26 protein-coding genes and 1 tRNA gene are annotated in these 26,131 nt (G+C 64.0%); 17 read left to right on the forward strand and 10 right to left on the reverse strand.

The window, feature by feature from the left end; genetic code table 11:
• The first annotated feature begins 68 nt into the window (after positions 1-68).
• The gene (locus C7G41_RS01410) at positions 69-1,688 is read left to right on the forward strand and encodes an ABC transporter substrate-binding protein (RefSeq protein ID WP_106940905.1); all 1,620 of its coding nucleotides are present in this window, start codon (positions 69-71) and stop codon (positions 1,686-1,688) included.
• Here C7G41_RS01410 and C7G41_RS01415 read toward each other — a convergent pair.
• Positions 1,685-3,028, reverse strand: a complete 1,344-nt coding sequence (locus C7G41_RS01415; protein WP_106940906.1) for a glycoside hydrolase family 3 N-terminal domain-containing protein — start codon at positions 3,026-3,028, stop codon at positions 1,685-1,687. The two genes, C7G41_RS01410 and C7G41_RS01415, sit on opposite strands and share 4 nt — an antisense overlap.
• A 183-nt stretch (positions 3,029-3,211) precedes the next feature.
• On the opposite strand from C7G41_RS01415, the gene C7G41_RS01420 reads away from it, so the two are divergent.
• The 3 genes from C7G41_RS01420 to C7G41_RS01430 are packed head-to-tail and all read left to right on the forward strand — an operon-like array spanning position 3,212 to position 7,009.
• Positions 3,212-4,702, forward strand: a complete 1,491-nt coding sequence (locus tag C7G41_RS01420; RefSeq protein ID WP_199198071.1) for a DUF4173 domain-containing protein — start codon at positions 3,212-3,214, stop codon at positions 4,700-4,702.
• A 19-nt stretch (positions 4,703-4,721) separates the two neighbouring features.
• Positions 4,722-5,426, forward strand: a complete 705-nt coding sequence (locus tag C7G41_RS01425) for a response regulator (protein ID WP_106940908.1) — start codon at positions 4,722-4,724, stop codon at positions 5,424-5,426.
• The gene (locus C7G41_RS01430) at positions 5,423-7,009 is read left to right on the forward strand and encodes an ATP-binding protein (protein ID WP_106940909.1); all 1,587 of its coding nucleotides are present in this window, start codon (positions 5,423-5,425) and stop codon (positions 7,007-7,009) included. The genes C7G41_RS01425 and C7G41_RS01430 overlap by 4 nt, the downstream gene beginning before the upstream one ends.
• Here the strand turns inward: C7G41_RS01430 and C7G41_RS37625 are convergent.
• Entirely contained in the window at positions 7,006-7,146 is a 141-nt protein-coding gene (locus tag C7G41_RS37625) for a hypothetical protein (protein ID WP_007597071.1), read from the reverse strand. The genes C7G41_RS01430 and C7G41_RS37625 overlap by 4 nt on opposite strands.
• Before the next feature lie 79 nt (positions 7,147-7,225).
• Here C7G41_RS37625 and C7G41_RS01435 point away from each other — a divergent pair, with 79 nt between their 5' ends.
• The 5 genes from C7G41_RS01435 to C7G41_RS01455 all read left to right on the forward strand — a co-directional run bounded on the left by C7G41_RS01435 (position 7,226) and on the right by C7G41_RS01455 (position 11,594).
• Positions 7,226-7,795: an alpha-ketoglutarate-dependent dioxygenase AlkB gene (locus C7G41_RS01435; protein WP_106940910.1), complete on the forward strand. Its 570-nt coding sequence runs from the start codon at positions 7,226-7,228 to the stop codon at positions 7,793-7,795.
• Between the two features lie 202 nt (positions 7,796-7,997).
• The gene (locus C7G41_RS01440) at positions 7,998-8,402 is read left to right on the forward strand and encodes a DUF3606 domain-containing protein (protein ID WP_106940911.1); all 405 of its coding nucleotides are present in this window, start codon (positions 7,998-8,000) and stop codon (positions 8,400-8,402) included.
• Between the two features lie 23 nt (positions 8,403-8,425).
• Positions 8,426-8,920: a hypothetical protein gene (locus tag C7G41_RS01445; RefSeq protein WP_106940912.1), complete on the forward strand. Its 495-nt coding sequence runs from the start codon at positions 8,426-8,428 to the stop codon at positions 8,918-8,920.
• A gap of 136 nt (positions 8,921-9,056) precedes the next feature.
• Positions 9,057-9,986: an alpha/beta hydrolase gene (locus tag C7G41_RS01450; RefSeq protein ID WP_106940913.1), complete on the forward strand. Its 930-nt coding sequence runs from the start codon at positions 9,057-9,059 to the stop codon at positions 9,984-9,986.
• Between the two features lie 384 nt (positions 9,987-10,370).
• Positions 10,371-11,594 carry an ABC transporter substrate-binding protein gene (locus C7G41_RS01455; RefSeq protein ID WP_106940914.1) on the forward strand — a complete coding sequence of 408 codons (1,224 nt, stop codon included), beginning with the start codon at positions 10,371-10,373 and terminating at the stop codon, positions 11,592-11,594.
• A 242-nt stretch (positions 11,595-11,836) separates the two neighbouring features.
• On the opposite strand, the gene C7G41_RS01460 is transcribed toward C7G41_RS01455, so the two are convergent.
• Positions 11,837-13,399, reverse strand: a complete 1,563-nt coding sequence (locus C7G41_RS01460; protein ID WP_106940915.1) for an adenylate/guanylate cyclase domain-containing protein — start codon at positions 13,397-13,399, stop codon at positions 11,837-11,839.
• Between the two features lie 178 nt (positions 13,400-13,577).
• Here C7G41_RS01460 and C7G41_RS01465 point away from each other — a divergent pair, with 178 nt between their 5' ends.
• A complete protein-coding gene (locus C7G41_RS01465) occupies positions 13,578-14,669 on the forward strand; it encodes an enolase C-terminal domain-like protein (RefSeq protein WP_106940916.1) in 1,092 nt (363 codons plus the stop codon).
• A gap of 9 nt (positions 14,670-14,678) precedes the next feature.
• On the opposite strand, the gene C7G41_RS01470 is transcribed toward C7G41_RS01465, so the two are convergent.
• Positions 14,679-15,101: a RidA family protein gene (locus tag C7G41_RS01470; protein ID WP_106940917.1), complete on the reverse strand. Its 423-nt coding sequence runs from the start codon at positions 15,099-15,101 to the stop codon at positions 14,679-14,681.
• Positions 15,102-15,220: 119 nt separating this feature from the next.
• On the opposite strand from C7G41_RS01470, the gene C7G41_RS01475 reads away from it, so the two are divergent.
• Complete coding sequence (locus tag C7G41_RS01475) at positions 15,221-15,676, forward strand: NUDIX hydrolase (protein WP_106940918.1); 456 nt, start codon at positions 15,221-15,223, stop codon at positions 15,674-15,676.
• Between the two features lie 139 nt (positions 15,677-15,815).
• Here C7G41_RS01475 and C7G41_RS01480 read toward each other — a convergent pair whose 3' ends face one another.
• The gene (locus C7G41_RS01480; protein ID WP_106940919.1) at positions 15,816-16,076 is read right to left on the reverse strand and encodes a hypothetical protein; all 261 of its coding nucleotides are present in this window, start codon (positions 16,074-16,076) and stop codon (positions 15,816-15,818) included.
• Positions 16,073-16,558, reverse strand: a complete 486-nt coding sequence (locus tag C7G41_RS01485; RefSeq protein ID WP_106940920.1) for an L-2-amino-thiazoline-4-carboxylic acid hydrolase — start codon at positions 16,556-16,558, stop codon at positions 16,073-16,075. Before C7G41_RS01485 ends, C7G41_RS01480 begins: the two co-directional genes overlap by 4 nt.
• A gap of 215 nt (positions 16,559-16,773) precedes the next feature.
• Between C7G41_RS01485 and C7G41_RS01490 the strand changes: the two genes are divergently transcribed.
• Positions 16,774-17,298 carry a nuclear transport factor 2 family protein gene (locus C7G41_RS01490; protein WP_106940921.1) on the forward strand — a complete coding sequence of 175 codons (525 nt, stop codon included), beginning with the start codon at positions 16,774-16,776 and terminating at the stop codon, positions 17,296-17,298.
• Between the two features lie 126 nt (positions 17,299-17,424).
• Here the strand turns inward: C7G41_RS01490 and C7G41_RS01495 are convergent.
• Positions 17,425-17,499 (reverse strand) — tRNA-Val (locus C7G41_RS01495).
• A gap of 74 nt (positions 17,500-17,573) precedes the next feature.
• Positions 17,574-17,933 (reverse strand): cell cycle two-component system response regulator CpdR, encoded by a 360-nt coding sequence (gene cpdR / locus C7G41_RS01500; protein WP_007597092.1) that lies wholly within the window; start codon positions 17,931-17,933, stop codon positions 17,574-17,576.
• Positions 17,934-18,314: 381 nt separating this feature from the next.
• Here cpdR and C7G41_RS01510 point away from each other — a divergent pair, with 381 nt between their 5' ends.
• The 3 genes from C7G41_RS01510 (at position 18,315) to C7G41_RS01520 (ending at position 21,565) form a co-directional block, all read left to right on the forward strand.
• Positions 18,315-19,205 carry an N-formylglutamate amidohydrolase gene (locus C7G41_RS01510; RefSeq protein WP_106940923.1) on the forward strand — a complete coding sequence of 297 codons (891 nt, stop codon included), beginning with the start codon at positions 18,315-18,317 and terminating at the stop codon, positions 19,203-19,205.
• A gap of 536 nt (positions 19,206-19,741) precedes the next feature.
• Complete coding sequence (gene hisN / locus C7G41_RS01515; protein WP_106940924.1) at positions 19,742-20,524, forward strand: histidinol-phosphatase; 783 nt, start codon at positions 19,742-19,744, stop codon at positions 20,522-20,524.
• Between the two features lie 75 nt (positions 20,525-20,599).
• Positions 20,600-21,565: a tripartite tricarboxylate transporter substrate binding protein gene (locus C7G41_RS01520; RefSeq protein WP_106941452.1), complete on the forward strand. Its 966-nt coding sequence runs from the start codon at positions 20,600-20,602 to the stop codon at positions 21,563-21,565.
• 8 nt (positions 21,566-21,573) lie between these two features.
• Here the strand turns inward: C7G41_RS01520 and C7G41_RS01525 are convergent, their stop codons facing one another.
• Positions 21,574-22,464: a LysR substrate-binding domain-containing protein gene (locus tag C7G41_RS01525; protein ID WP_106940925.1), complete on the reverse strand. Its 891-nt coding sequence runs from the start codon at positions 22,462-22,464 to the stop codon at positions 21,574-21,576.
• A gap of 89 nt (positions 22,465-22,553) precedes the next feature.
• Between C7G41_RS01525 and C7G41_RS01530 the strand changes: the two genes are divergently transcribed.
• A complete protein-coding gene (locus tag C7G41_RS01530) occupies positions 22,554-23,306 on the forward strand; it encodes a sulfite exporter TauE/SafE family protein (RefSeq protein ID WP_106940926.1) in 753 nt (250 codons plus the stop codon).
• 6 nt (positions 23,307-23,312) lie between these two features.
• Here C7G41_RS01530 and C7G41_RS01535 read toward each other — a convergent pair whose 3' ends face one another.
• Positions 23,313-23,945 carry a LysE family translocator gene (locus tag C7G41_RS01535; RefSeq protein WP_106940927.1) on the reverse strand — a complete coding sequence of 211 codons (633 nt, stop codon included), beginning with the start codon at positions 23,943-23,945 and terminating at the stop codon, positions 23,313-23,315.
• A 247-nt stretch (positions 23,946-24,192) separates the two neighbouring features.
• Here C7G41_RS01535 and C7G41_RS01540 point away from each other — a divergent pair, with 247 nt between their 5' ends.
• Positions 24,193-25,989: a tetratricopeptide repeat protein gene (locus C7G41_RS01540; RefSeq protein ID WP_199198072.1), complete on the forward strand. Its 1,797-nt coding sequence runs from the start codon at positions 24,193-24,195 to the stop codon at positions 25,987-25,989.
• Positions 25,990-26,131: the final 142 nt, after the last annotated feature.

Raw genomic sequence — 26,131 nt, forward strand, 5'->3', positions numbered from 1 at the left:
CGTGAAGCGCGGCCGATGGCATGCGCCTTGCCTCTTTATGGTGCAAATCTCTCAAGAGTGAGGCACCCATGAGCGCATCATCTTTCGAACTAAACCGCCGCGGCGTGCTGGGCGGCCTCGGCCTTGCCGGAATGACCGCCCTTGCTCCGCGCTTTGCCTCGGCGCAAGGGCGCGCGGAGACGCTGCTGGTGGTGCAGGAGCTCGGGCCAAACTCGCTCGACATGCAGGGCGTCGGCTCCAACCAGACCGTGAACGGGCTGTCCTGGAATTGTTACGATCGCCTGCTGAGCTACGCCTCCAAGACGCTCCCCGACGGCACGGTGTCTTATGACCGCGAGAAGCTCGCGCCTGAACTCGCCGAGAGCTGGGAGGTTGCCGCCGACGGCATGTCCTGCACTTTCAAATTGCGGAAGGACGCAAAATTCCACGACGGCACGCCGGTCACCGCGAAGGACGTCAAATGGTCGTTCGACCGCGCGGTGAAGGTCGGCGGCTTTCCGACCTTCCAGATGTCGGCGGGGTCGCTGGAAAAGCCCGAGCAGTTCGTCGTGGTCGACGACCACACCTTCCGCATCGACTATGTGCGCAAGGACAAGATGCTGCTGTTCAACGTCGCGGTGGTCGTGCCCTTCATCATCAATTCCGAGCTCGCCAAGAAGAACGCGACGCCGGAAGATCCTTGGGCGCTCGCGTGGCTCAGGAACAACGAGGCCGGTGGCGGCGCCTACAGGATCGAAAGCTGGAAGCCCGGCAGCGAGACTGTACTGGCGCGCTTCGATGACTGGAAGAGCGGACCGCTGCCGAAGCTCAGGCGCGTCATTGCGCGCGACGTTCCTTCCCCCGGCACCCGCCGCGCCATGCTGGAGCGGGGTGATGCGGATATCTCCAGCGGCTTCGCGCCACGTGACTTCGAGCAGATCATCAAGGAGGGCAAGGTCAAGGTCTCTGGCGTGCCGATCCCGAACGCGCTCTGGTCGGTCGCGCTGAACACGGCAAAGCCGCCGTTCGACAATGTGAAGCTGCGCCAGGCCGTCGCCTGGGCGATGCCCTATGAGCAGATCCAGAACAGTGCGTTCTTCGGACGCGCCGTTCCCATGTATGGCGGAGCGGCAGACGTCTCAAAGCCGGTCTGGCCGCAGGCGTTTCCCTACGTCACCGATCTCGACAGGGCCAAAGCGTTGATGAAGGAGGCAGGCTTCGAGTCAGGGCTGGAGACAACGTTGTCGCTCGACACGGGCACCGCCACGGTCGGCGAGCCGACCGCGATCCTGATCCAGGAAAGCCTCGCCAAGATCGGCATCAAGGCGGCGATCGAGAAGATCCCCGGCGCGAACTGGCGCACCACGCTGAACAAGAAGGAATTGCCGCTCGCGCTCAACCGCTTCAGCGGCTGGCTCGATTACCCCGAATATTACTTCTACTGGAATTTCCACGGCAACAACTCGATCTTCAACATCTCCTCCTACCAGAACAAAGAGATGGACGCGCTGATCGACAAGGCGCGGTTCACCACGGATGCTGCCGAGTATGACAAGGCGGTGAAGGATTTCATCGCGCTCTGCATGCGCGATGTTCCCGTCGTCCCGCTCAACCAGCCGATCCACGATGTCGCCATGCAGAAGGCCATCACCGGTTACGAGTTCTGGTTTCATCGCGAGCCTGACTACCGGCAGTTCGTGAAGGGCTAGTTTTGGCGGGCGACGCTCACAGGGCGTGAGGCGGCTCGCGCCTGATCGGACGGGAAACCCCGCGCGAGCCGCGCTTCGCTTGCGCGCAGCATCGCCGTATCGAGCTTGCCCTGCCGCGATCCATCCAGGGCGCAAGCGAAAATCCGGTAGAATTGCGCGCCGTCATAGGCGACCAGCAGCAAATCGACGCCCGCGTTGATGGCCTCGACCACGGCCTGACAGACGTCGTGCTGGTAGATCGCGCCCATCACGAGGTCGTCGGTCATGACGACGCCCTGATAGCCCCATTTGCCGCGAATGATCCCCTCGACGACACGCTTGGAATGCGAGGCGGCGCGATCGGGATCGACGGCCGTGAGCGTGACGTGCCCGACCATGAGCGCACTGCGCGAATGCGAGAGCACCTCGCGGAACGGAAGCCAGTCGGTTGCCTCCAGCTCCTTCACCGGCGTGTCGAGATTGGCGCTGAAATGATGCGTGTCGGCGCGCACGCGCCCGATGCCGGGAAAATGCTTGAGCGTAGCGCCGACGCCGGATTCTTCCAGCCCGCGCACATAGGCGCTCGCGATCGCACCGACGACAGCCGGATCGGTCGCAATCGCGCGCTGACCGATCAACGTGTGAAAATCGAGGCGATTGCGCCGGACCGGCGGCTTGAGATCGAGCACCGGTGCGAGATTGAGGTTGACGCCGAGCCCGGCGAGTTCACGTCCGTGGATGCGGCCGAACTCGGCCGCTTTGGCCTGCTGCTCGTCGGGAGCAAGCCCGGCGAGCGTCGCCAGCGCCGGCAGCTTCGTCAGCGGCGGCGCAAGATGGCCGACGATGCCGCCCTCCTGGTCCGCCGCAACGACCAGCGGCGGCAGGCCGGCGGCTCGCCGCTTGTCCTGGAGCGTCGCGATCTCGGCACGCAGCGCCTCGACGGTCCGGCCGCGGATGTTGTGCCGGGTGACGTAGACGCCTCCGATCAAGCCTTGCTCGGCGAGGTGCGCGACCTCCGGGAAGGAGGAATAACCGACCATGAAGTGAGATCCGAGCCCGCGTGCTTCGGTGGCGCTCGCCGCGAACACGTCGTGCTTGCGCAGTCCGAATTTCAGGTGCGCCGCCGACATCAGGAGCGGCGCAACGCACCAGAGCATGACGAGCAACTTGCCGGCGATGCTGCGCCAACGCCCGCGGCGCAGCAGCACGATGGCGATCACGATGCTTGTGACGACAAGTGCGATGTTTCCGGCGCCGCGCAGCACGAGCAGATAAGGATCGTTCTTGTTCGCGGCCGCAAATGCGACGAGAGGCGCGGCCAACCAGAGCAGAATGAGACCGATGCGGTTGAAGGATTGCATGATACGTCATGCCAAATGTGATGAACGCATCGCACCTATCAAAGCGATTTGCGCCGCGTAAGGACCAAAAGCGCGCCTGCACATAATCTGCAAAAGACTCCTGAAGCCGTGCAGACGACGATCCCGCCTTCTGCACAAACGACGTGCAGACTGATGCCATCATTCACGAAAGGTCATCCGGACATGACGAGCCTGGCTTCGACGATAGCAGCGGACCTCCAGCCGATCAGGCCTTCCTCCATTTCTGCCAAGCTTGGCCTCGCACTGGCACTGGCTGCACTCGCCGACTGGCTGTTCTATGGCCCGCGTATCGGGCTATCGCTAACGCTCTTTGCGATCGCGACGGCTTGCGGGTCGATGCTCTTCAATCATGCAGCCTTGGATCCGCGGCGCGCCAAGATCGGTGCAGCCATTCTCGTTGCCGGTCTCGTGCCGGCGACAGAGGAGCTCAACACGTTATCGTTCCTGATCCTCACCGCGGCGCTGCTCATGGCACTGCTGCTCGCGACCAATCCGGAGACGACGGGCCTCGCGGACCGCGCCCGAGCGCTACGAAACTTTGCCTTGCTCGGGCCATTCAGGGTCTTCCCCGAAGCGCTTCAAATCTTCAACATGTCGGCGCTCACCCGGAGCATCGCACTCTGGCTTCTGCCGGCAGCTCTCGGCACCGTCTTTGTCGCCTTGTTCGCCGCGGCCAATCCGCTGATCGAGCAGTGGGTGTCCCTGCTCAATCCAAAGATCATCCTCGACTATGTCAGCATCCCGCGTGTGCTGTTCTGGACCATGATGCTGGCGCTGGTCTGGCCGTTCATCCATGTGCGCTGGCGGCGCAGGAAAGTTGTCACCACGACCGACGCCGACGTCCCCGTGCCACCGCCGCTTCCGCCCTTCGTATCGGCCGAGTTCCTGGGACCCTCAACGATTCTTCGCTCGCTGATCCTGTTCAACCTGCTGTTCGCGGCGCAATCAATCCTCGATGGCATCTATCTCTGGGGGCATGTCGCGCTGCCGACCAATTTGACCTATGCGGCCTATGCCCATCGCGGCGCCTATCCGCTGATCGCGACCGCACTCCTCGCCGCCGCCTTCGTGCTGGTGGCGATGCGCCCGGGCGGTCCGGCGGAGAAATCGAAGATCATCCGGCCGCTGGTGTATCTCTGGGTGGGACAGAACGTCCTGCTCGTCGCCTCCTCCATCCTTCGCCTCGACCTTTACGTCGACATCTACATGCTGACCTACTGGCGCATCGCGGCCTTCATCTGGATGGGGCTGGTGGCGCTCGGGCTGACACTGATCGTCGCCCGTATCGTGCTCGACAGGTCCAACCAATGGCTCGTCGGCGCCAATCTGATCGCGTTAACGATCGCGCTGTATGGCTGCTCGCTGGTGAACTTCGATGCGTTCATCGCCGACTATAATCTGAGCCACAGCAACGAAATGTCGGGTAAGGGCTTGAGCGTCGACGCCAACTATCTCCTCACACTCGGGCCGCAGGCGCTGCCTGCCCTCGACAAGGTCATCGCTCATCGCCCGGGTGACAACTGCCTTGTGTCGCGGCGCGATCGGCTTGTAGAAGTCCAGCGTCAGGATCTGGCCTGGCGGAGCTGGAGCTTCAGGAATTGGCGGCTCCAGCGCAGGCTGGACGCGCTGGCGAAAGCTCAGCCGGCGGGCTGACGAGGCAGCGGAGAGATTCTTGGCGCATCGCATTCTCATCGTCGACGACGAAGGCCATATCCGCGAGGTCATCCGCGTCGCTTTGAAGAAAGCCGGCATGGACGTGATCGACGCGCGCGACGGCAAGGAGGCGCTGACCCGCTTTGCCGCCGACAGGCCTGACCTGATCGTGCTCGACATCGGCATGCCCGAATTCGACGGCCTCGATGTCTGCCGGGAAATCCGCAAGAGCTCCGACGTGCCGATCCTGTTCCTGTCGGCCCGCGACGAGGAGATCGACCGCATTCTCGGCCTCGAGATCGGCGGCGACGATTATGTGACGAAGCCGTTCAGCCCGCGCGAGCTGGTGGCGCGGGTCAATGTCATCCTGCGTCGTATCAGCCCGCGCAATGGCGAGGCCAAGGCGGGGCCGTCAGCACTTGCGCAAGGCGGGCTCCTGATCGACCCCGAGCAGCATGTCGCGTCCTTCGCCGGCACGCCGCTGAAGCTGACCGCGATCGAGTTCGGCCTCTTGCGCGCGTTCCTGACCCGGCCGACCTCGGTCTTCAATCGCGAGCAGCTGATGCGAGCGGCCTATCAGCTCAACATCCAGGTCTCCGACCGCACCATCGACAGCCACATCCGCAACATCCGCGCCAAGCTCGCGGCGCTGGCCTGCGACAACGTCATCGAGACCATTCACGGCGTCGGCTTCAAGCTCGGCCGCTGCGAGAAAGAGGCATGAGCGCGGCGCCCGACAAATGGCGGCCGTCGCTCACCCTGGTGATCTTCACGGTGCTGGCGACCGTCGGCGTGTTGCCGCTGGTCGGCCTGTTCTTCTTCCGCCTCTACGACAACCAGCTGATCCGCCAGACCCAGGCCGAGCTGATTGCGCAGAGCCGCGTGCTCGCGACGATCTATGCGCAGGAAGTCACAGCAAGGCTCGATAGCGGCCTCATGCTCGGCGCGGAGGTACCGTCAGGCGTGCTGCCCGACCCCGGCGACCAGGTCACCCCGATCCGTCCCGCGCTCGACCTCACCGCCAACGACCTCCTGCGGCGGCGGCCTGATGCGCAAGCCGCTCCGCAGCCGGCACAGCCGGCCTATGTCGGGATCGGCGCAAGACTGACGCCGATCATCCGCGAAACCCAGAAGGTGACGCTGGCGGGCTTCCGGATCCTCGATCCGCAGGGCGTGGTGATCGCGGGGCGGCAGGAGGTCGGGCAGTCGCTCGCCCATATCGAGGAGATCGCGGACGCCCTGCATGGGCAATACCGCGCCACCCTGCGCAACCGAGTGCCCGACAAGCCGCCGCCGTCGATCTATTCCTTCAGCCGCGGCCTCGGCGTCCACGTGTTTTCGGCAATGCCTGTTATCGTCAACAACCGCGTCGCAGGGGTGATCTACACGACGCGGACACCGAGCAACATCTTCGACCATCTGTACCAGGAGCGGACCAAGTTCGTGCTGGCGGGTCTTGCCGTGGCTCTCGGCACGATCGCGATTGGCCTCGTATTCTCGCGCACCATCACGCTGCCGATGCGCGAGCTGATCGATCGCGCCACCAGAATTGGCCGCGGCGACCGCGAGGCGTTCAGGCCGCTGCGGCACTACGGCACGCGCGAGTTCGCCCAGCTCTCGCACAGCTTCCTCGGCATGGCCGAGCAGCTCGCGCGCCGCTCGGACTACATCGCGACCTTCTCGGCCCACCTCACCCACGAGCTGAAATCGCCGCTGACCTCGATCAAGGGCGCCGCCGAGCTGTTGCAGGATTCGGTTCAAGGCAAAGCGGGCAGCCTCACGCCGGCCGAGCAGGAGACGTTCATCGCCAACATCCTGTCCGACACAAAGCGGCTGGAAGCGATGGCGCAGCGGCTGCGCGAACTCGCGCGTGCCGAGAGCCTGCCGCAAAACGAGCGCACCGAATTGGCGCCCGTGATTGCCGATCTCAGGAGCCGGTTTCCGGCGAGCTCGATCGAGGCCAGCGGCAGCCTCGCCCTGATGATCGGCATGTCGGCCGAGAAGGCGCTGATCGTGCTATCGCACCTCGCCGACAATGCGATGCGGCACAAGGCTGGGACAATCAGGCTGGAGGCGATCGAAGAGCGCACGACGCTGCTGCTGACGATGAGCAATGACGGCGAGCCGATCTCGGGGCCGAACCGCGACAGGATCTTCGACGCGTTCTTCACCACCCGCCGCGACCAGGGCGGCACCGGAATGGGGCTCGCGATAGCGCGCGCCGTGATGGCGAGCCATGGCGGCTCGATCAGGCTCAAGCCGACCGATCAGGGCGCGGCGTTCGAGCTCCAGTTTCCAATGGGCTAGATCGCGAACACCCAGGCGGCGACGATGGTGCCGATGGTGACCAAGCCGGCGATGGTCCAGCCGGCGGCGTATTCCAGCTCAGGATGACCGGTCGCCCGCATGATCTCTGCCGGATCGGCGGTATGCTTCTCTGCCATGACAGCCTCGCACGTTACTTTCCGCGTCATATGTAAGTCGCATCAGCACCCATTAGGTTCCATCACGGAAATGCGAGGAATGACGCAGCTTGGTTTGTTCGCCGATCCGCAAGCAGGGCCCGCCGGCCTTCGCTATACCGATGACTTCGTCGAGGCCGCCGTCGAGCAGGCGCTCATCGGCCGCATCGCAGCATTGCCGCTCCACCGCTTCCAGTTCGGCGCCTTCGAGGGCAACCGCCGGGTGGCGTCCTTCGGCTATCGCTATGACTACACGGCGCAGCGGCTGGCCGAGGCCGAGCCGGTCCCGGACTGGCTCTTGCCCGTCGCGCGGCAGGTCGAGGCATGGGCGGGGCTCGCCGTCGGCAGCGTGCGGCAAGTACTATGCACCGAATACGAGGCCGGCGTCGGCATCGGCTGGCACCGCGACAAGCCGCATTTCGACAAAATCCTCGGACTGTCGCTGGGTTCGTCCTGCAAATTCCGCTTCCGCCGCCGTAGCGGCGACAAATGGGAGCGCCACACGCTCGAAGCCCTGCCGCGCTCGCTTTACATGATGGACGGCGAGGCGCGGTCGCAATGGGAGCACAGCATCCCGCCGGTCGAGGCGCGCCGCTATTCCATCACCTTCCGGACGATGAAGCAGGCCTGAAGGGCGGGCCAAACAAAAAAACGCGAAAACAACCCCATGCACAGAAGAAAGCCGTTGCCGGTTCGGGGAAGGTCGCGCCACACAACGGTTTGACACATCGGTGCGAAACGGCCGCGCCGCGCCATCATCGCGGCGTTGGCGGCTTGCCTTCCGAATCGGGTTCCATGCTAGATTGGACCCACGCATTGGGCGGGAGGGAAGCATGGCCGACAACAAGGCAAAGCGGGGCGGAGCCGATCGGGCGCTGATCGCGCTCACCGAGAAGTACGAAGTCGCCTACTGGTCGAAGAAATTCAAGGTGACGCCGGCCAAGCTGAAATATGCCGTCAAGAAGGTCGGCCACTCCGCCAAAAAGGTCGAGGCTTACATCAAGCTTCAGAAGCACCGCGCCGCCGACAAGAGCCGGATCGCGCTCAGCGAAGCCTATGAGGTCCGCTACTGGTCGAAGAAATTCAAGATCACCCCGGCAAAGCTGAAGGCCGCCGTCGCCGCGGCCGGTCATTCGTCAAAGAAAGTCGAAGCCTATCTCGCAGCCCAGAAGGCGGCGAAGAAGAAAAAGGCCAAAAAGACCACCAGGAAGGTTGCCAAGCGGAAGAAAGCGGCCTGAGATCCAGGGTCCAGGGAGGCAAGATGAAACCCGGTCGATTGATCCTCGCCTGCGCCCTCGTTGTCGCGACCGCCTCCGGCATCGCCGGAGCCTCCGGCGCGACGCCCGCAAAAGTCTCGGGCTCGACGGCGCTGGCGCTCGCGGGGGTGATCGCGCCGCTGTCGTCGGCCCTGTCCGGCGCCGAGAAGAAGGCAATGGCGATGCTGTTCGCCGCCAACAGCGACATTCCCTACAAGAAGCCGATCGTGGTCACCGCCGATCGAATCGTCTGTCGCGCCGGCAATGTCGACATCACCGTCCGGAACTGCGAGGTCACTTTCGGCAAGAAGACCAGGACGGTGAACGGCTCCACGGCCAACGAGATCTTCGCCACCGAAGCACTGGCCGGCATTCCGCCCGACGGCGCCGCGGGATCGAATTTCGAGAGTCTGACGAAGCTGAGCTGCACGATCGACCCCAATGCCATCCGCCGGAAAGACGGCAGCGGGGCGGAGTGCACGTTCGAGCCGGGGAATTGAGCCGCGCGTGGCGGACGCGGCGGGAGAGAACCACGGGTGCCGTGAAATCGCCTCATGACCAGCTAACTAATAAGGCGAATTGAAAAGACGGGCCAAATGCGCGAGCCCATATCGGGCACGCAGGGCCGACACCGACATGAAGAATTTTCTCGCATTTTTTCTGATTCTGGGCGTGACGGCAGCCTCCGCACACGGCCCCTTGCCGGCGCGGCCGGCCGCGCCCTCCGACCTCGTCCGGGTGGGCCTCACCGACAATGACACCACCGCGGGCGGCACCGCGCGGCTGTGCGAGCAGGTCACCTTCTCGCGCGGCCTGCGCTACGGCGAGAGCGAAGCCAATGTGCTCGATGTCGCCGCCAGCACGACCAAGGCGGACACGCCGCGGCCGGTGCTGCTGTTCGTGGCCGGCGACACCTTCACCGGCGACCGCGCCGCGCCGGAGCTGTCGCGCCAGATCCAGGACCAGGCCATGTGCTTTGCGGCACGCAACGAGATGATCGGCGTGCGCGTCAATTATCGACTGGCGCCCTCGGCGACGTGGCCGGCGGGTGCGACCGACGTGGCGGCGGCGCTGTCCTGGATCCACGGCAATATCGACCTGTTCAACGGCGATGCCCGCGAGATCGTCGCGGTCGGCTACGGCGCCGGTGCGTTCCATGTCGCCACCCTGCTGGCCCATCCCGAGCTCCAGACCGACCGCGCCGATGTCGCGGCGGTCGTGCTGATATCCGGGGTCTACCGCGCCGGCAAGGACGCGAGCGACAGCGAGAAGGCCTATCTCGGCAGCGACGTCAGCCAGTACAACACGCGTTCGGTGTTCCCCGGCATCCTCAACGTCGACGTCCCGATCGTGCTGGCCTGGGCCGCGGATGATTCCGCCGGCATCACGGCGCAGGGCGAAACCCTGAAGAAGACGCTCTGCGGCGCCGGCCATTGTCCGCGTAGCGCGCTGCTGCGCAGCCGCGACGGCATCGCGAGCGCTTTCGGCCTCGACGGCTCCGGCGACAGCCTCGCCGAGCCGACCCTGCTGCTGGTGCATCAGCTCGAGGCGCGCGGTCTGCCGTAAGGGTTTGCCAGCGATACGCTAACGACACACCATTTGCTGGGCCCCCCTCTTCCCCGCCCTCCCCCACAAGGGGGGAGGGAGCGCAGTGGAGCGCGTGGCTTCTTTGTGCGCTCGTCGTTATGAAGCCAATGAGTCAGAGTGCCCTCGCCACAGGTAAGGTGCGTTCCCTCCCCCTTGTGGGGGAGGGTTAGGGAGAGGGGTGCCACACGGGGACTCCCTCGATTGTCGGCGCGTCAGCACGCTTGCCCCTTTTCCTCGGGCAGACAGCTGCCTTGCAGAAGAGGTCCTTCAAGCCACAGCGTTGCCAAACGCTTGACGTAGATCAACTCGCCTTGCTGGGGATTGAGCCGACCTCGATGAGGGGCCAACGTCAAGGTATCGGGCATGCACATCTCCGGCAGGATGCTGTTCGTGTTGATGGTTGCCCTGGCATCGCTCGGGGCGATGTCGCAGGAGCGTGCCGATCAACCCACCGCCGACAACGAAATCCGCATCGGCAATGTCATGCCGTATTCGGGACCGCTCTCGGAGTTCGGCGCCATCGGGCAGGCGGAAGCCGCCTATTTCGACATGGTCAATGCGCGCGGCGGCATCAACGGCCGCAAGATCCGCTTCATCACCCGCGACGACAATTCCGACCCGACCACCGCGCTGGAGCTGACCCGCAACCTGGTCGAGAAGGACGATGTGCATTTGATGTTCGGCTCGTTCGGCACGCCGGGCAATCTCGCCGCGCGCTGGTATCTGAACGAGAAGAAGATTCCGCAGCTGTTCGTCGCCTCCGGCGATGAGGAGCTGAGCCAGGCCAAGGCGTTTCCCTGGACCATGGGCTGGCAGCCGTCGTTCCGGTCGGAGGGGCGCATCTACGCCAACTATCTCCAGGCCTATTATCCCAGGAAGAAGATCGTGGTGCTCTGGCAGAACGACCAGTTCGGGCGTGCGCTTCTCAAGGGCATGGAGGAAGGTCTTGGCGATCTGAACCGTCTCGTCCTCGTCGACATCGCCTTCGACATTGCCGATGAGCATCTTGACGGGCACGTCTCGATCCTCAAGCGCGCCGGCGCCGATATTTTCGTCTTTCTCGGCGTGCCCTCGACGGCGGCCAAGGTGATCAAGCTGGCGGCGGCACTGAAATGGCGCCCGGTCTTCATCGTCAACGATGCCTCCGCCTCGATCGCCAATGCGATGGCGCCCGCAGGCCTGGAGAATTCCTCCGGCGTGATCTCGGCCGCCTTTCTGAAGGACCCGAGCGATCCCGCGTGGAAAGACGACCCCGCCATGAAGGACTGGTTCGCCTTCATGGACAAATACCATCACGTCGAAAGCACCAACAACAGCGCGGCGCTCTATGGCTATGCCGCGGCCGAGGCGCTGACGCAGGTGCTGAAACAATGCGGCGACGATTTCTCGCGTGAGAACATCATGCGTCAGGCGGCTTCGCTGAAGAATTATCAGCCCTCGGTCGCCCTGCCCAACATCAGGATGAACACCTCGCCGAACAGCTACCTGCCGATCAGGCAGATGCGGCTGGTCCAGTTCGACGGCCGTTCCTGGCAACCCTTCGGCGACGTGATCGAAACCGCCTTCACGGAAGGCGCGGCGCGGTGAGGTGACCGACGCCCACCTTTTGCTGGGCTACCCCTCTCCCCCGCCCTCCCCCACAAGGGGGGAGGGAGCGCAGTGTGCCGCGCAGTGAGGGCTGGGCTCACAAGCTCAGTGAGTTCACCGCCCCAAAGCCATTGTCGTCACCCTGACGTAGCCACACGCACAACTGCGTTCCCTCCCCCCTTGCGGGGCCGCACGGGGACTCTCGCGATCACAAAAGCCGCTCCGCAAGTCTGTCCGCTTCCTCACGCCGGCTTCAGCGAGGCCAGCGCGTTCTCCAGCAGCGAGCGCACCCGCGCCGTGTCGCCGGATTTCACCACCGCAGGGTCGAGATAGAGCTCCAGCCCCGGCGCTCGCTCGGTGATGATCCCGCTCGTTTCGGCCGCCGTGTCGTTCAGCGCGTCGACCGAATAGGGAATGATCTCGCGGCTGATGCCCTTCATCGTGATCGCGGGCAAGGCGTGGGCGCGGACGATGTCGCTGACCAGCGCGAAGGTTTCGTAGCTCAGCACGATGCCGCCGGGCTCGGCGATCGATTGCAGGCGCGCGGCGAGGTTCGCCTCGGCACCTATGATGGTGTAGTCCATGCGGTCGCTGCTGCCGAAATTGCCGACGTTGCAATAGCCGGAATTGATTCCCATGCGGGCCTTGAACGGCAGCTCGATGCCGGAGGCGCGCCATTTTGCATTGAGCTCGGTGAGGCGGTGCTGCATGCGCCAGGCCATCTGGAGGCAGGCCTGCGCGTCGGCGCGGTCGCCCTTGGTCTCGGGGTCGCCGAAGAAGATCAGCATGGCATCGCCGATGAACTTGTCGACGGTCCCGCCATATTCGTGGGCGACCGCCGACATCTCGGTGAAATATTCGTTGAGGAGCTGGGTCAGCAACTCCGGCTGGAGCCGCTCCGCCGTCGCGGTGAAGTTCTGGATGTCCGAGAAGAAGATGGTGAGCTTCTTGCGCTCGGTGTGGATGGTGACGTCCTTCTGGCCGGAGAAGATGCTCCGGTAGACCTGTGGCGGAATGTAGCGCGAGATCTTCATCGAGAGCGAGGCGAGGAAATCGTTGGCGGATTCGAGCTCCTTGTTCATGCCCTTGATGCGGCTCGCCTGACGGCGCTGCAGCGAGAGGAACGACAAGCCGCTGCCGGCAGCGATCAGGAAGTAGGCCAGCAAAAACTTGAACGAGAAGATGTTGGCGGCGATCGGCTGGGCGATGATCACCTCCTGGATGCCTCTGACGTCGCCGACCTTCCAGTCCTTCTTCGGGCTCTCGGGGTGGCTGTTGTGGCAGCTGACACAGGCCGGGCCCATCGTCACCGGAGCGATCAGCCGGACCTTGTCGTTGAACAGCGACGTCTCGGTCTCGACGATCTTCTGCTCGGGATCCGCGCGCAGAGCTTCCAGCGCATCCTTCTCGAACTTGTCGAGCTGGTGCGGAGCGCGGTTCTGGAACGGAAAGTCCGAGACGAAGCGGTAGGTGATGTTTTCCTGCTGCGCCCCGATCACCCGCCCGAGTTCCAGCGACAATGTCGCCGGGATCGGAATCGCGCCGGGGACGGATTCGTAGTTGTGAACGACCCTCGTCGAGCCATTTGGATTGGCGAGGATGCGACCGACCACGTTGGACGCATAATAGCTGCGCACGCTGGTAATGACCGAATTGAGATCGGCGGCCTGCCGGCGCAGCGCCGTCTTGCTCAGCTCCGTCAGGTCCAGCCACACGGCCAGCGGCAGGGCGAGCAGCAGGAAGGCGATCGCGGCACCGGTCAGGATGCCGCTCTTGCGCTGCTCTTCGGAGATCTCTTGCTTCACTCTTTGGCTCCGTGATGAGTGTTCTTGGCTTGAACCGGGGGGATTTGCTGCACAGAGCCAATAAACGCGCTCCCGCGCAACCCCATTTTATGGTGGTCGTGCCAAGCGGCTTTTCGTTTCATGGCGAATGTCTAAGATCGGCATTAATCTGCATTCACTCCGCCGGGAGATCCACCAAATGACCGAGACCATCCGTATCAAGCGCTTCAATGCGCGCCCCGTGATCGTGCCGATGAACCTCCCGCTCAAGACCTCGACCGGGGCTGTCGCAAAGGCGCCGCTGGTGCTGATCGACTGCGAGACCGACCTCGGCGCAACCGGGCACGCCTATCTGTTCTCGATCACCCCCTCGGCCTTGAAGCCGCTGACGGCGATGGTCGCGGAAATGTCGGAGCTGCTTGCGGGCGATGAGCTGCTACCGTTCGAGATCGAGCGCAAGCTGACCCAGCGCTTCACCCTGCTCGGGCTCGCCGGCCTGCAGCGGCTGGCGCAATCCGGCATCGACATGGCGGCATGGGACGCGCTGGCCCGCGCTCGAAGCCTGCCGCTGGCGCGCCTGCTCGGCGGCGCGCCGAAGCCGGTTCCGGCCTACAATTCGAAGGGGCTCGGCATCATGCCGGCGGGTGCCGCGGTGGAGGAAGCCCACAAGTTGCTGGCTGAGGGCTTTCAGGCCGCGAAGATCCGCGTCGGCCGCCCCGATGCGCGGGAAGACCTGAAAGTGGTGCGCGCGGTGCGCAAGGCCGTCGGCGACGACGTGACGCTGATGTGCGACTACAACCAGGCTCTGACGGTCACCGAGGCGATCCGCCGCGGCGAGATGCTCGACGACGAGGGCCTTACCTGGATCGAGGAGCCGATTCGTCACGACGATTATGAGGGCTGCGCCCGTATCGCGGATGCGCTGCGCACCCCGGTTCAGATCGGCGAGAATTTCGACAGCGCGTTCGCGATGCAATCCGCGCTCTCCGCTGAGTCCTGCGACTACGTGATGCCCGACGTGCAGCGCATCGGCGGCGTCACCGGCTGGCTGCGCGCCGCCGCGCTGGCGCACGCCGCCGGGATCGAGATGTCGACGCATCTGTTCTCGGAAGTCAGCGCGCATCTGCTCTGCGTAACGCCGACAGCACACTGGCTGGAATATGTCGACTGGGCCGACGCGGTACTGGCGACGCGTCTGAAAATCAAGGATGGCTGTGCCCTGCCGGGCGAAGAGCCCGGCAACGGCATTGCGTGGGACGAGGCGGCGGTTGCCAAATATCTTGTGACATAGGGCCGCCTCTTACTCCCGAACGGCGGCGACCATGTTCAGCTCGACCGGCGCGCCCCGCGGCAATTCGGCGACACCGACGGAGGTACGCGCGTGGCGACCGCGCTCACCTAGGCGCTCGATCAGCCGGTCGGAGGCACCGTTCATGACTTGCGACTGCTGGGTAAATCCAGGCGCTGACGCAATGTAGCCGACGAGCTGCAGGACCTGGACGATCCTGTCCTCGCCACCCGTTGCGTGATTGATGGCCGCAATGCAGAGATCGGCGCAGAGGGCTGCCGCCTCCTGTGCGGCCGCGATGTCGACATTTGCGCCGACCTTGCCCGCATACAGCAGGTCTTCGCCGCGACGTGGCAGCTGACCGCTGACATACGCAATTCCACTATGGATGATCACCGGCAAGTAGTTGCCGCCGGGCTTGTTCACGCTCCTCATTTCGATAACCCTGCCTTCATTTCTCGCTGCCGTGGTGGGCGGCCGGACAATGGCAGGCGGGGAATCGCGGATCAAGCTGCGCATTGCACCGAGGTGGTGCGCACGATAACGATCCCCCCATGACCACATGGCGCCCTCATTCGAACATCCGGGTCGTCGCGATCGGCCTGCACTGGCGGAACGACCGGCTGCTCGCGGCCGAGGTGCGTGACGATGCGGGGCGGATCAAGGGCGTGCGTCCGCTCGGCGGCGAGATCGAGTTCGGCGAGAGCTGGCGGGCCGCGATGGTGCGTGAGTTCCACGAGGAGCTCGGTGTCGGGATCACCATCACCAGCGAGCCGATGGTGATGGAGAATATTTTCGTGCACGAAGGATCGACCGGGCACGAGGTGATGTTCATCGCCGAGGTCGCGTTTCCGGATGGCGCGTTCGCCGGCCAGGACCGTATTGATTTCCGCGAGGATAATGGAGAAGAGATCGTCGCGCGCTGGTTTGATCTTGGCGAGCTCGATGTGGCGGGCGGCCCGAGCCTTTATCCAACCGGATTGAAGGAGTTGCTGCTCGGAAGGCGATGAGCCGAACACGTTGCTGCTTGCACATCGTCATTCCGAGCGCAGCGAAGCAATCCAGAACCCCTCCGCGGAAACAGTCTGGATTGCTTCGCTGCGCTCGGAATGACGAGTGTGCGGCAGCAGCGCTGCCTGGCCAGCTACGCTACCAAACCTCCGCGCCGGGAATCTTCCTGCGCACCGCGATGCGCTGGATCCAGATGCAGCGGCGGACGGATCTGTTGGAGCGGCCCACGGCCGAGATGCCCTCGCCGGCCTGAAGCAGCGGCGCCACGCTTTCGCGCAATGCGCGGCAGCGCTGCAGCTCGGCCTGCCAGTCGATGACCGCAGCATCGGCAAGCGACGACATCAGCGCCAGCGCCATCAGGGCAACACAGCTCGCCCGCATCATCCGCGTTCCCTTCATTTTGATCCGCGCTCGTCGCGCCGGTAGCGGAAATCGCATTGGGACGCGCCTTGCATGATGGTTTGCGTGCGCGTGAGCCTGACGTCGGCGCCAAATCCATCCGCGGTCGCGAAGTCGGCGGTGCAGACCAGCAGGAAACCGAGCTCCGGCGCGCCCAGCGCCTTGTAGAACTCGGCATAGGCGCATCGCGTCACGTCGAACGCAAAGACGTCCTGGGTCTGCTCGATGATGTCATAGGCGAGCGCGTCGTCGCGGGCATAGGTCTTGAACGCCGACGCGACGGCCTTGCCGAGATCGGCTTCGTTGTTCGCGCTGTTCTTGGCCTTCCAGAATTCCTCGCCGAAGCCGCGATAGAGGTCGCCAAGCGCCTTGCGCACCAATGCATTGGCGCGCGCCTCGCCGAGCTCGGCCTGCAACGCCTTAACCAGGGGCACCAGCACCTGCGCCTGGATCTTTGCCTGCTCGATGACGGACACGCTCATGGGCAAGCTTCATCCGGGTTACTTCCACCGCAAGACGATAACTCAACTCGCTGCTCGCGGCGAGGGTTTGCCTGCCTGGTCCTGTGGGATCCGGAAGCCTACGTTTCCGTGATGTCGGGGTCATCGCCGATCGTGCAATCCTGAAAACATCGACCTGGCCACAATGGTATGACGCTCACCATTCAAATGCCGCCGGCAAATGACCAGAGGTGACCATGATCCGACCCGAGATGCCTTCAGGCAATTTCACGCCACGAATGTTTTCACGGCGCCGTCAGTTTGCGGCGTTTGCCGCAGCGCTGCTTCTCGCCGCAACGTTCTGGCCGGCCGGAGGCGCACAGGCTGCCGCAAATGATGCCGAGGCACGAACCATCTTCGAGAAATTCATCGCGGCGCAGAATGCGCATGATGCGGACGCCGTGAAGGCCATGCTCCTGAATTCACCCGGCACGCTGTTGTTTGCCAGAAACATCGAGACGCACGGTCGCGATGAGGTCGCCGCGCGGTTCAAGACCTATTACGAGGGCACCTGGCACCTCGAACCCGACATGTCGAAATTCCGCGTCGCCGTGATCTCGAACGAGGTCATGCAGATCCTCGTCCCTATCGTTTTCACGCGCGGTCTTCCGGGCAAGCCCCCACAACAAAATACGTTTCTGATCAGCCAGACCTACGTTCAGGATGCGAACGGCTGGCACGTCGCCTCCATCCTTCCGATCGCAAACACCGAACTGAAATAGGGGTATCCAGCGGGGTGTGTCGGCGAAGGAGGCCGCCGCTCCAGTCCGTCTCCGCTCTTCGAGCTACACCGGACACGCTTCCCCGTGATTTTCCAGGCTGTGCCACGCGAAGCCGAAGGCGAAGCGTGGTGGGCGCGACAGGGATCGAACCTGTGACCCCTACCATGTCAAGGTAGTGCTCTCCCGCTGAGCTACGCGCCCTAGATGTCGTCTAGATCGGGTCGGGTCCCTATAACGGCTCAGGGGAGCCGGTGCAAGGACGGAAGGGGGCCGATTTAGGCCGCCAGCATCTTGTTCACTTCGCTGACCAATTCGCGCAAATGCACGGGCTTGGACAGCACCTTGGCGTTCTTGGGGGCGTCCGAATCCGAGTTCAGGGCGACCGCGGCGAAGCCGGTGATGAACATGATCTTGATGTCGGGGTCGAGTTCCGAGGCCCGGCGGGCGAGTTCGATGCCGTCCATCTCCGGCATCACGATGTCGGTGAGCAGCATTTCGAACGGCTCTTCCCGCAGCCGCTGATAGGCGGCCATGCCGTTATCGTGGGACGAGACCTGAAAACCGGCGTTTTCCAGCGCCTTGACCAGGAAACGGCGCATGTCGTTGTCGTCTTCGGCGAGCAGGATCTTTGGCATGGCGGAAATGTCGAATCCCCAGAGGATATCAGCAGAGGTCACTAAGCCCGACGGAGAGTAAATTTGGGGTGAAAATCTTTACCCTCCGCAGCTCGCGCTGCCGGGCTCTTGTGAACCGGAATACGGCACGAAGCAATCGAGCCGTACCTGCCGGTCCCCACCTCGCTGCCCGCAGGGTTAAGACATGTTCCAGCGCAGATCACATCTTTTCGCTTGGCAGGATGGTTGCGATTCCGGACAATGACGACACATAAGTGCCGCCCGATCGGCCGAATCAACGCGTTGAGGCCGGTGCCGGGCTCGTTGGATCGTGCGGCGCCAAGGGGCGAAGCCTGATTGCCAAGGGACGAAGCCTGACACCAAGGGACGAAGCCTGAGAAGATGACCCGGTTTGACGGCGACAAGTCGCTAGCCTTCGAGATCGTTGAGCCCGCGCAATGGCGCGCGCCGGTTATCTTCAACTCGCCCCATTCCGGCTCGACCTATCCGGACGAATTCCTCAGCGCCTCCAGAATCGACCTGCCGACGCTGCGGCGTTCCGAAGATTCGTTCATGGACGAGCTGATCGGCCATCTCAGCGAGCGCGGCTTCCCGACCGTGCGGGTCAACTTTCCGCGCTCCTATGTCGACGTCAACCGCGAGCCCTACGAGCTCGATCCCCGGATGTTCACCGGGCGCCTGCCGAGCTTTGCCAACACCCGCTCGATGCGGGTCGCCGGCGGGCTTGGCACCATTCCGCGCGTGGTCGGCGATGGCCAGGAGATCTATCGCGAACGTATCCTGGTCGACGATGCGCTGGGACGGATCGAGACGCTGTATAAGCCCTATCATCGCGCGCTGCGCCGGCTGATCAACAAGGTGCACCAGATGTTCGGCACCGTCGTGCTGGTCGATTGCCATTCGATGCCCTCGGTCGGCGTCTCCCGCGACGAGCCGCGCCGGCCCGACATCGTGATCGGCGACCGCTACGGCACGAGCTGCACCCCGCTATTGCCCGACCGGGTCGAGGAGACCATGACCGGGCTCGGCTATTCGATCGGCCGTAACAAGCCCTATGCCGGCGGCTTCATCACCGAGCATTACGGCAACCCGGCCAGTGGCCTGCACGCCGTGCAGCTCGAGCTCAACCGAGCGATCTACATGGACGAGCGGCGGCGCGAGCGCAGTCCGCGCTTTGCGCAAGTTGCGTCGGACTTCGGCGTGCTCGCCGACGTGCTGGCGACCACGGTGCCGTTCGGCGATCTCGGCCCGTTCCAGGCCGCAGCGGAATAGGCGCGACGTTTTCTTCGAACGATTGTGTTGGATGCGATCAGCGCGAACGCGTTTCGCGGCGCGCATCGAAATGAAAGCCAACGCTGAAAGAAATGAGAGCTGAAAGAAAAAAGGGCCGCTTCTAATGAAGAAGCGGCCCAAGTCTAGGGAGGAAACGCCCAAGGAGGGCAGCAGTAACGCGAGAAGCGCTACCGCACCGCAACAATATGCGGCCGCGACGCACAAAGTGCAAGGGCTTTCGAGCGATTTCCCATGCAATGAGGACATAGCTCGGTTGCTTCCAGAGAAACCCAGATTCAGTTCCTTTGATAAGGAAATTCAATGGGTTGATAGTCATTTGCATACGAACGAGGCAAACCCGGAACTAAGGTTTCAACTCAATGATCGATATTTGCCCAGCGGATGACTTTGATGAGGCGAACACCTTCGGCATCCAAAATACCAGGGTGCAAAAGCAAGACAGCGCTGCACGATCCTTCCGATTTGAGCTAGGCAGGAGTGAGCTTCACCCGACTTTCGCTTTTTGAGGATACGCCGTGACGGTGATCGATTTCTCCGCCTTCATCGGACGGCTCGCCACCGCCTCCGGCGAAACCATCCTGCCGTTCTTCCGCACTTCGCTGTCGATCGAGGACAAGAGCAAGACCAAGGATTTCGACCCTGTGACTGAGGCCGACCGCGCCGCCGAGGCGGTGATGCGGCGTCTGATCAAGGCCAACTTTCCCCAGCACGGCATCGTCGGCGAGGAATTCGGCAACGAGCGCGAGGATTCGGACTATGTCTGGGTGCTCGACCCCATCGACGGCACCAAATCCTTCATCGGGGGCTTTCCGATCTGGGGCACGCTGATCGCGCTCCTGCACAAGGGCACGCCGGTCTACGGCATGATGCACCAGCCCTTCATCGGCGAACGCTTTTCCGGCGACAGCGGCTCGGCTCATTATAAGGGCCCCTCCGGCGAGCGCCGGCTCCAGGTCCGGCGCTGCGCTTCGCTGTCGGAAGCAACGACTTACACCACCAGCCCGCTGCTGATGAACGAGCGCGACCGCGCCATCTTCGGCCGCATCGAGAAGGATGCGCGCCTGTCGCGCTATGGCGGCGACTGCTACTCCTATTGCATGCTGGCGGCAGGTCACGTCGATCTCGTGGTCGAGACCGAGCTGAAGCCTTACGACATCGCAGCGCTGATCCCGATCGTGACCGGCGCCGGCGGCGTCGTCACCACCTGGGAAGGCAAGCCAGCGCAGGGCGGCGGCCGCATCATCGCGGCCGGCGACGCCAGGGTTCACGAAGAAGCACTGAAACTGCTCAACGGCTAGGCGATTTATTGTTTGCGCATGATCCTCTCGGAAAACCGCTGCACACTTTTCCGGATCATGCTTCAGGGAGCCTGCATGACCAACCGGCGCACGCTCCTTCTCGCGGCCTTGCTTCTGTTTCCGACACTGGCTAGCGCCCAGAATTTCCCGGCCAAGCCGATCAAGCTGATCGTGCCGTTCCCGGCCGGCGGCCCCAACGACATCATCGCGCGGGTGATCGGCCAGCGCATGTCGGAGCTGTCAGGGCAGCCGGTGCTGATCGACAATCGCGGCGGCCAGGGCGGCGTGCTCGGCACCGATGCCGTCTCCAAGGCTGCACCTGACGGCTACACCATCGCGATCTCCAGCGCCGGCGCGCTGGCGATCAGCCCGAGCATGGAAAGGGTCGCCTACGATACGCTCAACGATCTCACGCCGGTGACGCTGATCGCAACCGTGCCGGAAATGTTGGTGGTTGCTACCAATTTGCCGGCGAAGGACATCGGCGAATTGATCGCGCTCGCCAAGGCGCAGCCGGGAAAACTCAACTTCGCGTCCTCCGGCCCCGGCAGCCTGCCGCATCTGGCCGGCGAATTGTTCAAGCTGACGGCCAGGATCGACATCGTCCACGTGCCCTATCGCGGCGCGGCGCCGGCGGTAAACGATCTGTTGGGCCAGCAGGTGCAGATGGCGTTTCTGGATCTCCCCGTGCTACTGCCGCAGGTCAAGGCGGGCGCCCTGCGGCCGATCGCGGTCGGCTCCGCCGAGCGCGCGCCGACCGCGCCTGACGTGCCGACCACGGCGGAAGCGGGCTTTCCAGATCTGCGCATCGAGAACTGGTACGGCATGGTCGCGCCGAAGGGCACGCCGAAGGAGATCGTCACCGCGCTGCATAGTCTGGCCACCAAGGCGATGGCGGATCCCGCGGTGAAGGAAAAGCTCGCCGCCCAGGGCGCAACGCTGGTCGGCGATGAGCCGGAGCATTTTCGCCAGTTCATCGTGGACGAGACGAAGAAATGGGCGAAGGTGATCAAGGACGCTGGGGTCGAGACGGCGAAGTAGCGCAGAGCTCACACCGCCTCTGCCCGCAGATGCTCCACCAGCATCTTCGCCGGGCGCGGCAGCGTCTTGAAGCTTCGCGCGCAGATCACGAGTTTGCGGTTGGCCCAGGTATCGCGCAGGCGGACCATGGCGAGCGGCATCAGTTTTGCGCAGCGGCGGGCCGCGGCTTCGGGCACCAGCGCAACGCCGACATCAGCGGCGACCATCTGGCAGATCGCATCGAAGTCGCGCAGGCGCGCGCGGTAATGCGGCCGCATGCCGAGCCGGGCGGCGTGTTTCGAAATATGAACCTGGAGCGCGGTGGCGCTGGTGAGCCCGACGAAGTCGCAAGCGCCCGCCTCCTGGAAATCAATCGCGCGGCGACCGGCGAACGGACCGCGCCGCGACGTCACCAGCGTCAGGCGATCCTCGCTGAAGGCGAATCGCTCGATATGATCGGGCAGCGCGTGCTCGGCGGCGAATCCGAGATCGGCGGCACCGGCGGTGATCGCGGCCGCGATGTCGGAGCTTTCGCGCTCCTCGATGTCGATAGCGACGTCGCGATGCTCGCGCAGGAAGCCGGCGAGCGCCTTCGGCAGATGCTCCGAAAGGCCGGAGGTATTGGCGAGAAAGTGCACGCTCGCGCGCACGCCGCTGGCAAAGCCGGCAAGATCGCCGCGCATGGCGTCGATCTGGTGGATGACGAGACGGGCGTGATCGAGCAGGCTTTCGCCGGCCGCGGTCAATTCGACGCCGCGGCGCCCGCGCTTGAGGAGCGCGACGCCGAGCGCATCCTCCAACCCCTTGATGCGCGCGCTGGCCGAGGCCAGGGCCAGATGCGACCGCTCCGCGCCGCGGGTGATGCTGCGCTGGTCGGCGACCGCGATGAACAGCTGGAGATCGACGAGGTCGAAGCGCATCGCAGGTCCCTTCAGCCTTCGTCCCAGACGAAGGTTTTCTCCGTAACCTACAGATTGTGCCGGCGCGCGGCATCGGTCAATGTGCAGATATGATCGACCCGCTCCTCATTCTCATCGCCGCCGTCTTCCTGATCGCCGGATTCGTCAAGGGCGTGGTCGGACTCGGCCTGCCGACGGTGTCCATGGGCCTGCTCGCGGTGAGCATGGCGCCCAGCCGCGCGATCGCCATCGTGATCGTGCCTGCCATCGTCACCAACATCTGGCAGACTTTTGTCGGCCCCCATCTGCGCGACATCCTGAGGCGGCTGTGGCCGCTGATGATCGGCACCGTGATCGGGTGCTGGCTTAATGCCGGCGCGCTCACCGGCCCGCATGCGCGCTTCGGGACGATCGTGCTCGGCGTACTCCTGGTCGTCTACGCGATCATCGGGCTGAACAAATTCCAGTTCCACGTTGCGCCAAAGAACGAGAAATGGGTCGGCGGCGTGGTCGGCGTGGTCACCGGCGTGATCTCGGCCTCGACCGGCGTGCAGGTGATCCCCTCGATGCCGTTCATGCAGGCGATCGGCATGGAGAAGGACGAGCTGGTGCAGGCGCTCGGCGTGTTCTTCACGACAGCGACGCTGGCACTCGCCTTCAATCTCAGCGCGGGCGGATTGCTGACGCCGGCCAACGCAGTGCCGGGCGCCGTGGGCATGGCATGCGCGTTTGCCGGCATGTACATCGGCCAAACGGTGCGGGCGCGGATGCCGGCGGAAGCGTTTCGCCGCTGGTTCCTGATCGCGATGATCCTGCTCGGCCTCTATCTCGCCGGCAGCGCGCTTCTGAAGGAATTCGCTTAAAAGAAGCTACCGCGTCTCCAGCATGGCAACGCGGATGCCGAGATAGACGAAGAGGCCGCCGAGGGCACGGTTGACCCAGGCGATCGCGCCTTCGGAGCTCCGCAAGCGGTGGGCGGCCTTTGCCGCGAACGCCGCCAGCACCAGGCACCACAGCGTTCCCGTGCAGATGAAGATCAGGCCGAGCGTCAGGAAGGCGAGCGGCTTGTGCGCCGAGTCGGCTGCGACGAATTGCGGCAGGAAGGCCAGGAAGAACAGCGCGACCTTGGGATTGAGCGCGTTGGTGAAGACGCCCTGGAGAAAAACACGCCGCAGCGAGCTCTGCACCGGCTCGTCGATGGCCGAGGCCAGCACCGGGCGCGACCACAGCATCTGAAGCCCGGTCACGACGAGATAGGCCGCTCCGACCAGCTTCAGGATCGAGAACGCGGTCGATGACGCCATCAACAGGGCCGAAAGGCCGATCGCGGCGCCCATGACGTGGAAAAAGCAGCCGCAACTGATGCCCAGCGCGGCCGCGGCGCCGCCTCGCCAGCCAAGCTGCATGCTGCGGCCGATCACATAGACCGTATCAGGCCCCGGCGTGATGTTGAGCAGCACGCCCGACAGGACGAAGAGCCAGATTTCGTGAATGCCCAGCATGTGTGACCTGCCTCCACCGCCCAACCGTCGCCCTCAGAGGCCGGCTTAGTGGGTTCGCTCGTCCCCGTCCACCGCCGGGATTGCCGAGGATTTACCTCGAATTTGCAATGCGGATCATACTTTCGCTGGGCCTCATCTGCTCTATAAGGAGTGGTTCTTTGAATGCGGGGATTCGAGGCGACTGCCACGTCGTGGCCGGTCCTCGATCTCTTCCAAGTCTCTTGCAAGTCTCTTGGAGCTCCGGAATATGGAAAGACGTCTGGCTGCCATTGTCTGCGCCGATGTCGCCGGCTATTCGCGCATGATGGGCACCGATGAGGCCGGCACCCATGCCGCCTTCAAGGCCCATCGCAGCGCGATCCATCCCATCATCCTCAATCACGGCGGCCGCGTCGTGAAGAACACCGGCGACGGCTTCCTGCTGGAGTTCCCCTCGATCGTCGGCGCCACCGAGGCCGCGATCGCGATGCAGACGTTGATGGCGGAGCGCAATCACCATCTGCCCGCCGATCGTGCCATGCAGTTTCGCCTCGGCATCCACATGGGTGACGTCATCGCCGACGAGGACGAGGTCTTCGGTGACGATGTCAACATTGCTGTCCGCCTGGAATCCGTGGCGAGCCCCGGCGGCTTCGCGATCTCGGCCAAGGCCTTCAAGGAGGCCAGCAAGCATCTCGCCGTGCCGCTGGTCGATGCCGGCAACCACCGCTTCAAGAACATCAAGGATCCGATCGGGGTCTGGACCTGGACGCCGGAGGGCGCACCGGCGCTTGCGCCCGCGCTGAGGGAGGCATCCGCCCTCTCGCAGCAGTACCGCACCGCGATCGTCGGCGTGCTGCCCTTTGCCAATCTCAGCGACGCCCAGGACGAATATTTCTCCGACGGCCTGACCGAGGATCTGATCCACGCGCTGTCGCTGCAATCCTTTTATCGCGTGCTGAGCCGCAACTCGACCTTCGTGTTCAAGGGCAACAACGTCAGCAACCGCCTGATCGCGCGGGAGATCGACGCCACCTATCTGATCCAGGGTTCGGTGCGGCGCGCCGGAGCCAAGATCCGCGTCACCGCCGAGCTGATCGCGCCGGAGACCGGCGAGCAGCTCTGGACCGGCCGCTACGACCGCGACATCGGCGACCTCTTCGCGATGCAGGACGAGATCACCACCAACCTGTCCGCCGCCATCGCCACCGAGATCGTCCGGGCCGAGGCCTCGGCGCCGGCGCGGCTCTCGACCGACGTCACTGCCTGGGACCGCTTCCTGAAAGGGCTGTCGCACTATTACCGGCAAACCAAGGAAGACCTGGCCATCGCCGTCGACCTGTTCCGCGAGGCCATCAGGCTCGAGCCCAAGCTGTCGATTGCGCACGCCTATCTCGCCACGATCCAGATCCAGAGCATCCACTTCGGCTGGGTCAAGGGCACGCGCGAGATGTGGGCCGAGGCGATGAAGCTTGCCGAAACCAGCGTCCGGCTCGATCCGCGCTCGTCATTTGCGTTCTCGATCCTGTCCTGGACCCACGCGCTGGAGGGGCATTACGAGGCCGCGATGGACGCCGCCAAACGCGCCGTTGCGCTCAACCCCTACGACAACGGCGCGCGCGGCGTGCTCGGTATCTGCCATTTCGTCATCGGCGAGCACCGCGAAGCGATCGAGCTGTTCTCGATGGCCGCACAGCGCGACAACAGCGATCCGCGCTACCAATGGGCCGCGCTGAACGCCTTCAGCCATTATCTGCTGGGCCAATATGACGCGACCCTGTCATGGGCTCGAGAACAGCTCTACATCAACCCGAACCATTTGCAGGCGCTGGCGATCCGCGCCGCGGCGCTGGCGCAATTGGGACGGACCGGCGAGGCGGTCGAGGCGACCCGCGTGCTGATGGGCAACTACCCGACCCTGAATGTCGACCGTCATTTGCGCAATTTCCACTGGAAGCGGCCCGAGGACCTCGCCCATTACCGCGACGGACTTTTGAATGCGGGTGTGCCGCTCGCTAAGCTGACTCTGGTCCAGAGCGACCTCAAACGCGTCGCCGAATCCTGAAGGCCGGCCGCGGCCACGCGGCAATTCCCCTCCGCCTTTCTTGACACGACAGTGAATTCCACCACACTTCGCTACACGCTGAAGTAGTATAGCGTGCTGTCGGTTTGTTAGGACTTTCCGCGCTCTATCGCCGCGTCTGTAT

This window comes from Bradyrhizobium sp. MOS002, from assembly GCF_003020115.1.
Taxonomy (GTDB): domain Bacteria; phylum Pseudomonadota; class Alphaproteobacteria; order Rhizobiales; family Xanthobacteraceae; genus Bradyrhizobium.

Coding starts and splice junctions, on each gene's coding strand:
- C7G41_RS01525 (WP_106940925.1), bottom strand. CDS start 22,464: ATGCGCTTCGACCTCGTCGATCTCCAGCTGTTCATCGCGGTCGCCGAC.
- C7G41_RS01420 (WP_199198071.1), top strand. CDS start 3,212: ATGACGAGCCTGGCTTCGACGATAGCAGCGGACCTCCAGCCGATCAGG.
- C7G41_RS01510 (WP_106940923.1), top strand. CDS start 18,315: ATGACCCGGTTTGACGGCGACAAGTCGCTAGCCTTCGAGATCGTTGAG.
- C7G41_RS01520 (WP_106941452.1), top strand. CDS start 20,600: ATGACCAACCGGCGCACGCTCCTTCTCGCGGCCTTGCTTCTGTTTCCG.
- C7G41_RS01465 (WP_106940916.1), top strand. CDS start 13,578: ATGACCGAGACCATCCGTATCAAGCGCTTCAATGCGCGCCCCGTGATC.
- C7G41_RS01530 (WP_106940926.1), top strand. CDS start 22,554: ATGATCGACCCGCTCCTCATTCTCATCGCCGCCGTCTTCCTGATCGCC.
- C7G41_RS01475 (WP_106940918.1), top strand. CDS start 15,221: ATGACCACATGGCGCCCTCATTCGAACATCCGGGTCGTCGCGATCGGC.
- C7G41_RS01490 (WP_106940921.1), top strand. CDS start 16,774: ATGATCCGACCCGAGATGCCTTCAGGCAATTTCACGCCACGAATGTTT.
- C7G41_RS01410 (WP_106940905.1), top strand. CDS start 69: ATGAGCGCATCATCTTTCGAACTAAACCGCCGCGGCGTGCTGGGCGGC.
- cpdR (WP_007597092.1), bottom strand. CDS start 17,933: ATGCCAAAGATCCTGCTCGCCGAAGACGACAACGACATGCGCCGTTTC.
- C7G41_RS01450 (WP_106940913.1), top strand. CDS start 9,057: ATGAAGAATTTTCTCGCATTTTTTCTGATTCTGGGCGTGACGGCAGCC.
- C7G41_RS01440 (WP_106940911.1), top strand. CDS start 7,998: ATGGCCGACAACAAGGCAAAGCGGGGCGGAGCCGATCGGGCGCTGATC.
- C7G41_RS01485 (WP_106940920.1), bottom strand. CDS start 16,558: ATGAGCGTGTCCGTCATCGAGCAGGCAAAGATCCAGGCGCAGGTGCTG.
- C7G41_RS01445 (WP_106940912.1), top strand. CDS start 8,426: ATGAAACCCGGTCGATTGATCCTCGCCTGCGCCCTCGTTGTCGCGACC.
- C7G41_RS01430 (WP_106940909.1), top strand. CDS start 5,423: ATGAGCGCGGCGCCCGACAAATGGCGGCCGTCGCTCACCCTGGTGATC.
- C7G41_RS01535 (WP_106940927.1), bottom strand. CDS start 23,945: ATGCTGGGCATTCACGAAATCTGGCTCTTCGTCCTGTCGGGCGTGCTG.
- C7G41_RS01415 (WP_106940906.1), bottom strand. CDS start 3,028: ATGCAATCCTTCAACCGCATCGGTCTCATTCTGCTCTGGTTGGCCGCG.
- C7G41_RS01455 (WP_106940914.1), top strand. CDS start 10,371: ATGCACATCTCCGGCAGGATGCTGTTCGTGTTGATGGTTGCCCTGGCA.
- C7G41_RS37625 (WP_007597071.1), bottom strand. CDS start 7,146: ATGGCAGAGAAGCATACCGCCGATCCGGCAGAGATCATGCGGGCGACC.
- C7G41_RS01480 (WP_106940919.1), bottom strand. CDS start 16,076: ATGAAGGGAACGCGGATGATGCGGGCGAGCTGTGTTGCCCTGATGGCG.
- C7G41_RS01540 (WP_199198072.1), top strand. CDS start 24,193: ATGGAAAGACGTCTGGCTGCCATTGTCTGCGCCGATGTCGCCGGCTAT.
- C7G41_RS01435 (WP_106940910.1), top strand. CDS start 7,226: ATGACGCAGCTTGGTTTGTTCGCCGATCCGCAAGCAGGGCCCGCCGGC.
- C7G41_RS01470 (WP_106940917.1), bottom strand. CDS start 15,101: ATGAGGAGCGTGAACAAGCCCGGCGGCAACTACTTGCCGGTGATCATC.